Here is a 12,340-nt window from a genome sequence, read left to right on the forward strand (position 1 = left end):
GCACAGATTCTATCAGGGAGCGGCGGCTGCCTCGCACGTCCCGGGCCTTCGCTCGAAACGCATCGCGCCCGCACCGGTCCCGTTTGTTGCGATGGCTGCGCCACCATTCATGAACCCTTCCGCGGCGGAACTCGATCCACAGCTCGCCAGCGCCCTGCGCTGGTCGCGTTACGCCCGCCAACTGGTGGCCGCGGGAAGCTGCCCGCTCGAGCCCGCGGCATTCTCTCGCCCGTTCTTGCGCAGCCGGATGCGCGCCGCGCTCGCCGACCCGCCATCGAGTTCCGAGGACCTTGCGCGCCGCCTGCGCAAGCTGCGCCAGGGGGTGATGCTGTGCCTGATCGCGCGCGATCTGTCCGGGCGTGCCGATCTGGCCGAAGTGGTGGGCACCACCACCGCACTCGCCGAAGAGACGGTGCGCGCGGCGCTGGAGTTTCACCACGCGGCGCTCGCGCGGCAGTTCGGGCGCCCGATGGGTCAGGGCGGGGAGCAGCGGCTGCACGTCATCGGCATGGGCAAGCTCGGCGGCGAAGAACTCAACGTGTCCTCCGACATCGATCTGATCTTCGCCTACCCCGAAGAGGGGGAAACCGACGGCGCCCGCAAGATCGCGAACCACGAGTTCTTCACGCGGCTGGCGCGGCGCCTGATCTCGGCGCTCGCGGAGATCACCGACGAGGGATTCGTGTTCCGCGTCGACACCCGCCTGCGGCCCAACGGCGACAGCGGCCCGCTGGTCGTGAGCTTCGACATGCTGGAGGAATACTTCTACACCCAGGGGCGCGAATGGGAGCGCTACGCCTGGGTCAAGGCGCGGGTGATCGCCGGGGATCGCGAACCCGAGCTGATGGCGCTCGCCACACCCTTCGTCTACCGTCGCCACCTCGATTTCTCGGCGTTGGAAAGCCTGCGCGCCCTGCACAGCCAAGTGCGGCAGGAAGTTCTCCGGCGCGACATCGCCGACAACATCAAGCTCGGGCCCGGGGGGATCCGCGAGATCGAGTTCCTGGTCCAGGTGTTCCAGCTCATCCGCGGGGGGCGCGACACCGCGCTGCGGGTGCGGCCTACGCTGGCGGCGCTCGAGCAGCTCGCCGCGCGCGGCTTGCTGCCCGCGGACGCAGTGGCACAGTTGCGCGCCGCCTATGTCTTCCTGCGCAACCTGGAGCACCGGCTGCAATATCTCGACGATCGCCAGACGCAGACGCTGCCGGCGAGCGCGGAGGACCGGCTCATCATCGCGCAGGCGATGGGGTTCGCCGACCCTGCGAGCTTCGACCGCGCGCTTGCCGGGCATCGCAGCGTGGTGACCGGGCATTTCGAGGCGATCTTCGCCGCCAACGGCAACGTCCGCTCGGATGCGGCCAACGCAAGCTGGCTGCAAACGCTCGATCCCGAGCAGGCGGCCGGGCGCCTGCAGGGGCTCGGGTACCCCGATCCGGCCTCGGTGCTCGAACGCCTCGCGGGGCTGCGCTCCGGGGCGCGCTACATGAGGATGTCGGCTTCGGGTCAGGCGCGCCTGGACCGCCTGCTGCCGCTGGTCGTGGAAGCGGCGGCGCGCTTCGAAGGCGCGGACGCAACGCTCACCCGCCTGCTGCACGTGATCGAGAGCATCGGCCGCCGCGAGTCCTATCTGGCCTTGCTGCTCGAGTATCCGCAAGCGCTCGAAGCACTGACGCGGCTCGCCGCCGCCAGCCCCTGGGCCGCCGACTACCTCGCGCAGCAGCCGATGCTGCTCGACGAACTGATCGCCGCGCCCGGCAAGGCCGCGCCCGACTGGCCCAGGCTCAGGACGGAATTGCGCGAGGCGATGGACCAGAGCGCCGGCAACATCGAACGGCAGATGGATCTGCTGCGGCACTTCAAGCATGCGCAGACGCTGCGCCTGCTCATGCAGGACCTCGCCGGAGAACTGCCCCTGGAGACGCTGTCCGACCACCTCTCCGACCTGGCTTGCGCGGTGCTGGACGAGGTTCTGCGCCAGGCATGGGCGGGGCTGCGTACGCGACACCGCGAGCAGCCGCGCTTTGCCGTCATCGGCTATGGCAAGCTCGGCGGCAAGGAGCTGGGCTATGCCTCGGATCTCGACCTCATCTTTCTCTACGACGATGCGCACGAGGCGGCTCCCGAGGTCTACGCCAGGCTCGCGCAGCGCATCAATACCTGGCTCACGAGCGCGACACCGGCGGGCGTGCTCTACGACACCGATCTGCGCCTTCGCCCCAATGGAGCGGCCGGCCTGTTGGTGAGCAACGTCGATGCCTTCGACGACTACCAGCGCAAGCGGGCCTGGGTCTGGGAGCACCAGGCGCTCACCCGCGCGCGCTTCGTGGCCGGGGATCAAGGCGTGGGCAGCCGCTTCGAGGCGATCCGCAACGCAGTCCTGCGCATGCCGCGCGAGCGCCGCAAGCTCAAAGCCGAGGTCGTCCAGATGCGCCGGAAGATGCGCGAGGGCCATCCCAACGCCAGCGGGCTGTTCGATCTGAAGCACGACCCCGGAGGCATCGTCGACGTCGAATTCACCGTCCAGTACCTCGTGCTGGGCTATGCGCACGCGCATCCCGAACTCACCGGCAACATCGGCAACCTGGCGCTGCTCGACCTCGCCGCACGGCTGGCGTTGATCCCGACGCCGCTCGCGCGCGCGGTGCGCGCGGCCTACCGCGAGTTCCGTGCCCGCCAGCACGCCCTGCGGCTACAGGGCGAGCGTTACGCGCGCCTGCCGCACGCCGCGGTGGCCGGGCACGCCCGCAACGTCGTCGAGCTGTGGAACTGGGTGTTCGAGGGTGACAGCGTATAGCTGGCGGGGAAGCGTCGGCGCGCGACGCATCAGCCGCCCGCGGTGCTTTTCCCGATCAGGCGGTATACCGTCATGGGCCCCTTGCCCTTGATCTGGATTTCCTTCAGTTCCTCGAACGCGTAGCGCTGGGAGAGGCGGCGGTAGGTGGTCTTGTCGACCAAGATGCTTCCACCTGCGGCTTCGGCCATGAGCCGATTGGCGATGTTGACGGTATCGCCCCACAGATCGTAGATGAAGCGCTTGCTGCCGATCACGCCGGCAATCGCCGGACCGGTGGCGATACCCACGTGCAGTTGCACGCCGTAGCGGCGCATGACCGGGTCGTTGCGGGTCAGCTCGATCATTTCGAGCGCCATGTCCGCCGTGCGGTGGACATAGCTGTCGTCCTTCCCGGCGAGCCCGCCGGCGACCATGTAGGCGTCGCCGATGGTCTTGATCTTGTCCAGACGCGTTTTCTCGACCAGCAGGTCGAACTGGGTGAACACGTCGTCGAGGAAGTTCACGACCTGGCTGGGCGCCAGCTCCTCGGCCAGGCGCGTGAAGTCGACGATGTCGGCGAACATGACCGACACGTCGGCGAAGCCGTCGGCGATCGTTCCGGGATTGCGCTTGAGCCGTTCGGCCACGTGCAGCGGCAGGATGCTGGTAAGTAGGCGCTCCGACTTCTCCCGCTCGGCGCGCACCAGCTCGTGCTGCCGGGCGAGTTCCTCTTCGTAGCGATCGCGCTGCTGGACGAAGTAGCGCAGCAGCAGCCAGACCATCGTGGAGATGATGGTGAAGTTCAGCACGAAGAAAACCGCCACCGTCTTCAGCGGGATGCCGTAGTCCTCGCCGGTTGCCAGGAAGAAATCGAACGCGCCCGAGACCACCGTCAGCACCACGTAGGCGAAGAACCACGGGATGGATTCGCGCGGCCCGTAGACGACCATGGCTCCGATCGGAGCAATCAGTGCCATCAGCGCGATGCCCGATGAACTGACGAAGCTGCCGATCGACCACTGCACGACGAAGGGAAAGAACAGGAACAGCGCGAGCTGCGCGAAGCGGAAGAAGCCGAAGTTGCGGGTGCGCAGGTAGATCAGCATGACCAGGGCGGAGAGCACCTGGAAGCCGAAGGGGATCGTGGTCGGCAGGCGCAGCCCCATCCACCAGTACACCGCCAGCCAGATGATGGCGGCGATGTTCATCAGACCGCTGGCGAACAGCAGCAGCGTCTTGCGCAGCCGGACGATCTCGCTGTCGTTCTCGTCGACCGCCGCGCTGGCGAGTCGCCGGATCAGACCCGAGCGCGCCGGCTTGAGCGAATCGCGCTGGACGGTTTCGGACATCGAGTCGGGCTGCCGCGAAGAGCCTCGTATGGCGCGCTTAGGATTTCCACGTCGGTGCTGCAGTGGCTGCGAAGGTTAAAGCATCCCCGCCTGTTGAGCAAACGCGCCGGCGGGCTGCGGGTCCGTGGCATCGACGCCTGCGATCGCATGTCCTGCGTACCGGTCCTGGGCACACCAACTACGGTAAACTTGGCGCTTTTTTCGGGGGCGACAAGATGTCGATGGCGGACAGGGACGGCGTCATCTGGTATGACGGCAGGCTTGTGCCGTGGCGGGAGGCCACCACGCATGTGCTGACTCACTCGCTGCACTACGGCCTGGCCGTATTCGAGGGCCTGCGTGCCTACAAGACCGTGCGCGGCACCGCCATTTTCCGCTTGCGCGAGCACATCGACCGGCTGTTCAACTCCGCTCACATCTACCTGATGAAGATGCCGTTCGACCGCGATACGGTGGTCGAGGCGTGCCGCGAGGTGGTTCGCGCCAACAAACTGGAGGCTTGCTACGTCCGGCCCATCGCCTTCTACGGCTCGGAGAAGATGGGCGTCTCGCCCAAGGGCGCGCGGGTGCACGTGGCGATCGCCGCTTGGCCCTGGGGAGCCTACCTCGGCGCGGACGGCATCGAAAAGGGCATTCGCGTCAAGACCGCCAGCTACGCGAGGCATCATGTCAACGTGACGATGTGCCGCGCCAAGTATTCCGGAACCTATGCCAACTCGATCCTCGCGAATCAGGAAGCGGTGGAGCACGGCTACGACGAGGCACTGCTGCTCGACGTCGACGGCTTCGTGGCCGAAGGCTCGGGCGAGAACCTGTTCCTGGTCAAGGACGGCAAGCTCTATGAACCGGAGCTGACCTCCGCGCTGATCGGCATCACCCGCGACACGATCATCACGCTGGCACGCGAAGCGGGCTACGAAGTCATCGCCCGGCGCATCACGCGCGACGACGTCTACATCGCCGACGAAGCGTTCTTCACGGGCACGGCCGCGGAGGTGACCCCGATCCGGGAGCTGGACAGCCGGCTCATCGGAGGCGGCACGCGCGGTCCGGTGACTGCCAAGTTGCAGGCGATGTTCTTCGACGTGGTCAACGGCCGCTCCGAGGGTCACCGGCACTGGCTCACGCCGGTCTCGTGATGGACAGCGGCAAGAACCGGGCGAGGGAGCGCGAAGTGGAGATCTCGCCGGCCGATCTTCCGTTGCATTGCCCGCTGTCTTCGCAACCGCTTTGGAATTCGCACCCCCGGGTCTTCCTGCCGATCGAGACCACGGGCAACATCCTGTGCCCTTACTGCGGAACCCGCTACGTGCTCAAGGGTGGCCCCCGTTCGTCGCACCAGAAATGAACCGCAAAGGCACCGGGACACAGAGAGGCTCAACCGCGCATTGACCATCGAGATCTTCAGGCGCAAGGCAACCCCTCGGGTCAAAATCGGGCTTCCGATTTCCGGGTGTCCTCGCGCCTTGGTTCCGGGCCTTGTTGGATTTTCCCGGTGACTGCGCGGTGAATGGCGTCGGCCCAAGAATCCTGATCGTCGCGCCGTCCTGGGTCGGCGACGCCGTGCTGTCGCAACCGCTGCTTGCGCTGCTCAAGGCAAGGCAGCCCGATGCGGCGATCGACGTGTTCGCCCCGTCCTGGGTATTGCCCGTCTATCGGCGCATGCCTGAAGTGGCCGGCACGCTGGAGAATCCATTCGGGCACGGAGCGCTCGCGCTCGGTGCGCGGCTGCGCTACGGGCGCCGGCTGCGCGAGCGGTGCTATGCGCGGGCCGTGATTCTGCCCAATTCGCTGAAGAGCGCCCTGGTACCCTATTTCGCCGCAATCGCGCAGCGCACCGGTTTCGTCGGCGAGCTGCGCTATGGGCTGCTCAACGACGCCCGCCGACTGGACGAAGCGCGCATGCCGTTGATGGTGGAACGCTTCGCGTACCTGGCCGGCGAAGCGGGCGAACCCTTGCTCCGGCCGGTGCCGCGCCCGCGCCTGCGTGTGACCGGCGAGGAGACGCAGCAGGTGCTCGCCGCCAAGGCACTGCAGCGCCCGGAAAGACTCGCGTGTTTCTGCCCCGGGGCCGAATACGGTCCGGCCAAGCGCTGGCCGGCCGCACATTTCGCGCAGCTCGCCCGGCACCTCGCCCGGCAGAGTTGGAAGGTCTGGCTGCTGGGTTCGAGCAAGGACGTCGAGGCTGGTACGCAAATCGTGCGGCAAGCCGGCGACGCCGTGCTGGACCTTACCGGGAAAACCTCGCTGGACGAGGCGGTGGCGCTGCTCGCGATCGCGGATCTGGTCGTCACCAACGATTCCGGATTGATGCACGTGGCAGCCGCGCTGGATCGCCCGCTCGTGGCGATCTACGGCTCGAGTTCGCCGCGCTTCACCCCACCGCTCTCGGAGCACGCGCGCATCGTGCAGCTGGGCGTGCCATGCAGTCCGTGTTTTCAGCGCGTGTGCCCACTCGGCCATTTCGACTGCATGATGCGGCTGGCTCCCGAACGCATCCTCCGCGAGATCGAAGCGCTGGGCTGCGCCGCATGAGCGGCAGGATGCCCGACACGCCGCGGTTGCACCCGCTCACGGGTGCAACGCGTTACCGCGCGCCCTGGTGGTTGCCCGGCGGGCATCTCCAGACCCTCTATCCGGCACTGCTGCTCAGACCGGCGGCGCCGCCGTACCGGCGCGAGTGCTGGGACACGCCCGACGCAGACTTCGTCGAAGTCGACTGGCTCGACGGCTCCGAGGGGGCGCCACTCGTGGTGCTGTTCCACGGCCTGGAAGGAGGCTCGCGCAGCCCGTACGCGGCGAACCTGATGCGCCATCTGGCTGCGGCTGGCTGGCGCGGCGTGGTACCGCACTTCCGCGGCTGCGGCGGGCGCCTGAATCGCCTTCCGCGCGCCTACCATTCGGGTGACGCGACCGAAATTGGCTGGATGCTGAGGCAGGCGGCCAGCCGCTCCGGTGCCGATACCGTCTATGCGGTCGGCGTTTCCCTCGGCGGCAACGCCTTGCTCAAGTGGCTGGCGCAGGCTGGCGCTGGGGCGGATGTTCTGGTTCGTCGCGCGGCGGCGGTTTCGGCGCCGCTGGACTTGCGCCGGGCCGGTGACGGCCTTGCGGTCGGGCTCAACCGCATCTACACGCGTCATTTTCTGCGTTCGATGAAAAGAAAGAGCCTGGCCAAGCTCGCGCTGTTTCCCAACCTCTACGACCGCGACGCCCTGCGGCGCGCCCGCACGCTGAGGGCGTTCGATGATCTGGTGACGGCGCCTTTGCACGGATTCCGCGACGCCGACGACTACTGGAGCCGCGCCAGCGCCCTGCCGGATCTGCACGCGATCCGCGTGCCGACATTGATCGTGCATGCGCGCAATGACCCGTTCCTGCCCGGGGAGTACCTGTCGTGGGACGCGCACGCCGCGCCGTGCGTCACGCTCGAAATCACCGAAGGCGGCGGGCATGCCGGCTTTGTGAGCGGCCCGTTTCCAGGACGGCTGGATTGGCTACCGCAGCGCCTGCTCCGGTTCTTCGGCGCGGGGGCGTCGTGCGCGGAGGCTGTTGCGTCGGGACCGGCGTCCAGGGTGACCGGATAGTGGTGCAACGGCGATTGTCGAACCGGCCGGGAGGGTGGGACAATCGGACCGGCACGCAGCCACATGCGCAACGCAATGATTGCCATCCCACCGGAGATCTTCAAGGCCTACGACATCCGCGGCATCGTCGGCAAGACGCTCACGCCCGAGATGGTGTTCGAGGTCGGGCGCGCGTTGGGCAGTGAAGCGCTTGCACTGGGCAGCCGGTCGGTGTGCGTCGGTCGCGATGGACGCCAGTCGGGTCCCGCCCTGGCCGGGGCGCTGGCCGAGGGCCTGCGCAGCACCGGGGTCGACGTGATCGACGTCGGGCGCGTGACCACGCCCATGCTCTATTTCGCCACGCATCATTTGCGCACCGGCAGCGGCGTCATGGTCACCGGCAGCCACAATCCGCCCGAGTACAACGGCCTGAAGATGGTGGTGGCCGGCGAGACGCTCTCCGGCGAGCGCATCCAGCAGCTGCGCGCCCGCATTGAGCGGGCCGACTTCGCGGCCGGCTCCGGGAAGATCGAAACGCGCGATATCGGCCGGGACTACGTCGAGCGCATCGCCGGCGACATCAAGCTCAAGCGGCCAATGCGCATCGCGGTCGATTGCGGCAACGGGGTGGCCGGCGCCTATGCGCCGCGGCTCTATCGCGCGCTCGGCTGCGAAGTCGCGGAGCTGTTCTGCGAAGTCGACGGCACCTTTCCCAATCACCATCCGGATCCGTCGCAGCCGGAGAACCTGCGCGACCTCGTGGAGGCGCTGGCGCGCGGCGGCGGTGAAATCGGGCTCGCCTTCGATGGCGACGGCGATCGCCTCGGTGTAGTGACCAAGCAGGGAAAGATCATCTATCCGGATCGCCAGCTGATGCTGTTCGCCGCCGACGTGCTCTCGCGCAATCCGGGAGCAGAGATCATTTTCGACGTCAAGTGCACCCGCAATCTCGGTCCCTGGATCGAGCGCCACGGCGGCCGGCCCACCATGTGGAAGACGGGCCACTCGCTGATCAAGGCCAAGATGAAGGAGTCCGGCGCGCTGCTCGCCGGCGAGATGAGCGGCCACATCTTCTTCAGGGAACGCTGGTACGGATTCGACGACGGCTTGTACGCCGGCGCGCGGCTGCTCGAATACCTTTCCGCCCACTCCGACGTCTCGGCCGTGTTCGAGCGGCTGCCGGATTCGGTCAACACGCCTGAGCTGCAGGTCAAGCTCAAGGAGGGCGAGAACTACGCCCTGATCGAAGCGCTGCAGAAGAGCGCGCGTTTTCCCTCCGCGCGCAGGGTAATCACGATCGACGGGCTGCGGGCGGAGTATGAAGACGGTTTCGGGCTCGCCCGCTCATCCAACACCACCCCTGTGGTGGTGCTGCGCTTCGAGGCCGACAACGAACCTGCCCTGAAACGCATCCAGGAAGAGTTCCGCCGCGTGCTGCTTCAGGCGCGCCCGGACCTGCAACTGCCTTTCTAGACCCTGATCGCTTTCCCCCGGCCGGGAAAACTAGCGCAACTGCTGCTCGACCCAGCCGCGCACCGAACGCAGCGCCTCCGCAAGCTTCTCCGGAGCGGTGCCGCCGGCCTGTGCCAGGTCGGCGCGGCCCCCACCTTTGCCGCCGACCTGCCGCGCGACGAAATTGACCAGCTCGCCCGCTTTGATCTTCTCGGTGAGGTCCGCTGTCACACCCGCGATCAGGGTGACCTTTTCTCCGTCGACCGCGCCGAGCACGATCGCGGCGGATTTGAGCCGGCCCTTGAGCCGGTCGATCGCTTCGCGCAACGTCCTGGCGTCGGCGCCGTCCATGCGCGCCGCCAACACCTTGGCAGGGCCCACGCTCTCGGCCCGGTCGGCCAGATCTTCGCCCTGCGCGCTGGCGAGCTTTGATTTCAACCGCGCCAGTTCCTTCTCCATTTGGCGGACGTTTTCGAGCACCTGAACCAGCCGGTGCTCGACTTCCTCGGGACCGGTCTTGAGCGCCGCGGCGATCTCGCTCAACTGGCGCTCGCGCCTTTGCACGTACTCCACGGCGCTCTCGGCGGTGACGGCTTCGATCCGGCGAATGCCGGCCGCCACGCCCGACTCCGACACGATCTTGAAGAAGCCGATGTCGCCGGTGCGCGAGACGTGCGTGCCGCCGCACAGCTCCGTGGAGAAATCGCCCATGCCGACGACGCGCACCTCGTCGCCGTATTTCTCGCCGAACAGGGCCATGGCGCCGGCACGGATCGCCTCGTCGTATTTCATCACGCGCGGCTGAACCACAACGTTGCGCCGGATCTGTTCGTTGACCAGCTGCTCGACGCGCGCGATCTGCTCGGCGCTGAGCGGTTTCGGATGTGAAAAATCGAAGCGCGTCCTGAACTCGTCGACCAGCGAGCCCTTCTGCTGCACGTGGTCGCCGAGCACCTTGCGCAGCGCCGCGTGCAGCAGGTGGGTGGCGGAATGGTTGTACATCGTGGCATGGCGCAGCTTCAGATCCACCTGCGCGTGCACCGCGTCGCCGACCTTCAACTCGCCTTTGACCACCGTGCCGTGATGGCCGAACACCTCGGCCTGGATCTTCTGTGTGTCCTCGACCTTGAAGGTCGAGAAGGGGCTGACCCTGGTCACCAGGATACCGCGGTCGCCGACCTGCCCTCCGGATTCGGCGTAGAAGGGCGTGCGATCCAGCACCACGATCCCGCGCTCGCCCTGGGCGAGGCGCTGCACCGCAGTGCCCTCGCGGTACAACGCCGCCACGCGCGCCTCGAGGTTCAGCGTCTCGTAGCCGTGAAATTCCGTCGCCCGCCCCGAGTAGGCCACCGCCGCGGCGGCCTTGAACTGCGAGGCCGCGCGCGCGCGCTCGCGCTGCTTCTCCATGGCGGCCTCGAAGCCGGCGAAGTCCACCTGGATGCCGCGCTCGCGCGCGATGTCGGCGGTGAGATCCACGGGGAAGCCGTAGGTGTCGTAGAGCCTGAACACGGTTTCCCCGTCGAGCATGCGGTCTTCGCGGTGCAGCGCCGATTCGAGCACGGCCATGCCGTTTTCCAGCGTCTCGGCGAAGCGTTCCTCCTCCTGCTCGAGCACTTCGGTCACGCGCTGCCGCGCCGCCGGCAGCTCGGGATAGGCATCGCCCATGACCGCGCACAGATCCGCCACGAGCTTGTGGAAGAACGGCTGCTTCTGCCCGAGCTTGTAGCCGTGGCGGATGGCGCGCCGGGTGATGCGCCGCAGGACGTAGCCGCGGCCCTCGTTGCCCGGGATGACGCCGTCGGTGATCAGAAAGGCGCAGGCGCGGATGTGGTCCGCGATCACCTTGAGCGAATTGGAGGTCAGATCGCGCGCGCCGGTGACGCGCGCTGCGGCACGAATGAGGTCCTGGAACAGGTCGATTTCGTAGTTTGAGTGCACGCCCTGCAGCACCGCCGCCACGCGCTCCAGTCCCATGCCGGTGTCCACCGAAGGCTTGGGCAGCGGGTGAAGCCGGCCGGATTCGTCGCGGTTGAACTGCATGAAGACCAGGTTCCAGATCTCGATGTAGCGGTCGCCCTCCGCCTCCGGCGTACCCGGCGGACCACCGGGAATTTCCGGACCGTGATCCCAGAAGATTTCGGTGCACGGCCCGCAGGGCCCGGTATCGCCCATCTGCCAGAAGTTGTCGCTCTGATACTGTGCACCGCCCGGTTTGTCGCCGATGCGCGAGATGCGGTCGCGCGGGACCTTGATCTCCTCGGCCCACACGCGGTAGGCCTCGTCGTCGTCCTGATAGACCGTGACCCACATGCGCTCGGCGGGCAGACCGAACTCCCGCGTGAGCAGATCCCAGGCGAAGTGGATCGCCTCGCGCTTGAAGTAATCGCCGAAGCTGAAGTTGCCGAGCATCTCGAAGAACGTATGGTGGCGCGCCGTGTAACCCACGTTTTCGAGATCGTTGTGCTTGCCACCGGCGCGCACGCAGCGCTGCGCGGTCGTGGCGCGCACGTAAGGACGCTTGTCCTGGCCCAGAAACACGTCCTTGAACTGGACCATGCCGGCGTTGGTGAACAGAAGCGTCGGATCGTTGGCGGGCACCAGCGGGCTGGAGGGCACGATGGTGTGGCCGTGGCGCTCGAAGTACTTCAGGAACCGCGTGCGGATCTCGCTGCTTTTCATCGACTCACTCGAAAGGCAGGAGCCGGTCTGCGGGCCGGCTCCGTCAAGGGGATTCTAGAGCATCCGGCACGCGACCGGCTTCAGTCCTCGCGCCCGTCCAGCACGCGCCGGATGACCTCGGTGGCGAATCCGCGCGAAGCGAGAAACCGCGCCTGCCGGGCGCGTTCGGCCGGGCTCGCCGGCCGGCGCCCGAACTTCCGGCGCCACACCTCGCGCGCGGCCTGCAGCTCGGTCGCCCGCAGGCCGCGCGCGGCGCGTTCGATGGCGTCCTCGGAGACCCCTTTGCTGCGCAGCTCGTGCGCGATGCGCGCGCTGCCGTAGCGCGCGCGGCGCGCGTGCAGCACGGACTCCACGAACCTCGTCTCCGAAAGCCAGCCGCGCGCCTCCAGCTCGTCGAGCAACGCGGCGAGCTGGCGCTCGTCCTCGGCGTGCGGCTTGAGCTTCGCCGCCAGCTCCGCGCGCGTGTGCTCGCGCCGCGCGAGCAGCCGCAGCGCCCGGGCGCGCAGCCGGTCCGGCAAGCGGGA

Annotated in this window: 9 protein-coding genes; 6 read left to right on the forward strand and 3 right to left on the reverse strand. The window is 67.5% G+C overall.

Annotation, left to right across the window (positions count from 1 at the left end; translation table 11 throughout):
* Nucleotides 1-109: 109 nt before the first annotated feature.
* Nucleotides 110-2,794, forward strand: a complete 2,685-nt coding sequence (gene glnE, locus VNM24_16650; GenBank protein ID HWQ40210.1) for a bifunctional [glutamate--ammonia ligase]-adenylyl-L-tyrosine phosphorylase/[glutamate--ammonia-ligase] adenylyltransferase — start codon at nucleotides 110-112, stop codon at nucleotides 2,792-2,794.
* A gap of 29 nt (nucleotides 2,795-2,823) precedes the next feature.
* Here the strand turns inward: glnE and VNM24_16655 are convergent, their stop codons facing one another.
* Nucleotides 2,824-4,122 carry an adenylate/guanylate cyclase domain-containing protein gene (locus tag VNM24_16655; GenBank protein ID HWQ40211.1) on the reverse strand — a complete coding sequence of 433 codons (1,299 nt, stop codon included), beginning with the start codon at nucleotides 4,120-4,122 and terminating at the stop codon, nucleotides 2,824-2,826.
* Nucleotides 4,123-4,337: 215 nt separating this feature from the next.
* Here VNM24_16655 and VNM24_16660 point away from each other — a divergent pair, with 215 nt between their 5' ends.
* From VNM24_16660 to VNM24_16680, 5 genes are all read left to right on the forward strand, one after another.
* Nucleotides 4,338-5,261: a branched-chain amino acid transaminase gene (locus VNM24_16660; GenBank protein HWQ40212.1), complete on the forward strand. Its 924-nt coding sequence runs from the start codon at nucleotides 4,338-4,340 to the stop codon at nucleotides 5,259-5,261.
* Nucleotides 5,261-5,470: a zinc-finger domain-containing protein gene (locus tag VNM24_16665; protein HWQ40213.1), complete on the forward strand. Its 210-nt coding sequence runs from the start codon at nucleotides 5,261-5,263 to the stop codon at nucleotides 5,468-5,470. The genes VNM24_16660 and VNM24_16665 overlap by 1 nt, the downstream gene beginning before the upstream one ends.
* Before the next feature lie 158 nt (nucleotides 5,471-5,628).
* Nucleotides 5,629-6,657, forward strand: a complete 1,029-nt coding sequence (gene waaF, locus VNM24_16670) for a lipopolysaccharide heptosyltransferase II (GenBank protein ID HWQ40214.1) — start codon at nucleotides 5,629-5,631, stop codon at nucleotides 6,655-6,657.
* Nucleotides 6,654-7,706, forward strand: a complete 1,053-nt coding sequence (locus VNM24_16675; protein HWQ40215.1) for a hydrolase — start codon at nucleotides 6,654-6,656, stop codon at nucleotides 7,704-7,706. The genes waaF and VNM24_16675 overlap by 4 nt, the downstream gene beginning before the upstream one ends.
* Nucleotides 7,707-7,781: 75 nt before the next feature.
* On the forward strand, nucleotides 7,782-9,158 hold the full coding sequence (locus tag VNM24_16680; protein ID HWQ40216.1) for a phosphomannomutase/phosphoglucomutase: 1,377 nt from the start codon (nucleotides 7,782-7,784) through the stop codon (nucleotides 9,156-9,158).
* Between the two features lie 30 nt (nucleotides 9,159-9,188).
* Here the strand turns inward: VNM24_16680 and alaS are convergent, their stop codons facing one another.
* Both alaS and recX read right to left on the reverse strand, forming a co-directional pair.
* Nucleotides 9,189-11,816 (reverse strand): alanine--tRNA ligase, encoded by a 2,628-nt coding sequence (gene alaS, locus VNM24_16685; GenBank protein ID HWQ40217.1) that lies wholly within the window; start codon nucleotides 11,814-11,816, stop codon nucleotides 9,189-9,191.
* 80 nt (nucleotides 11,817-11,896) lie between these two features.
* Nucleotides 11,897-12,334, reverse strand: a complete 438-nt coding sequence (recX, locus tag VNM24_16690; GenBank protein ID HWQ40218.1) for a recombination regulator RecX — start codon at nucleotides 12,332-12,334, stop codon at nucleotides 11,897-11,899.
* Nucleotides 12,335-12,340: the final 6 nt, after the last annotated feature.

Source organism: Burkholderiales bacterium (assembly GCA_035560005.1).
Classification (GTDB): domain Bacteria; phylum Pseudomonadota; class Gammaproteobacteria; order Burkholderiales; family Eutrophovitaceae; genus DASRFY01.

Excerpts from the sequence above, each read along its gene's own strand:
- glnE (HWQ40210.1), top strand. The coding sequence starts at position 110 with ATGAACCCTTCCGCGGCGGAACTCGATCCACAGCTCGCCAGCGCCCTG.
- VNM24_16655 (HWQ40211.1), bottom strand. The coding sequence starts at position 4,122 with ATGTCCGAAACCGTCCAGCGCGATTCGCTCAAGCCGGCGCGCTCGGGT.
- VNM24_16660 (HWQ40212.1), top strand. The coding sequence starts at position 4,338 with ATGTCGATGGCGGACAGGGACGGCGTCATCTGGTATGACGGCAGGCTT.
- VNM24_16665 (HWQ40213.1), top strand. The coding sequence starts at position 5,261 with ATGGACAGCGGCAAGAACCGGGCGAGGGAGCGCGAAGTGGAGATCTCG.
- VNM24_16675 (HWQ40215.1), top strand. The coding sequence starts at position 6,654 with ATGAGCGGCAGGATGCCCGACACGCCGCGGTTGCACCCGCTCACGGGT.
- VNM24_16680 (HWQ40216.1), top strand. The coding sequence starts at position 7,782 with ATGATTGCCATCCCACCGGAGATCTTCAAGGCCTACGACATCCGCGGC.
- alaS (HWQ40217.1), bottom strand. The coding sequence starts at position 11,816 with ATGAAAAGCAGCGAGATCCGCACGCGGTTCCTGAAGTACTTCGAGCGC.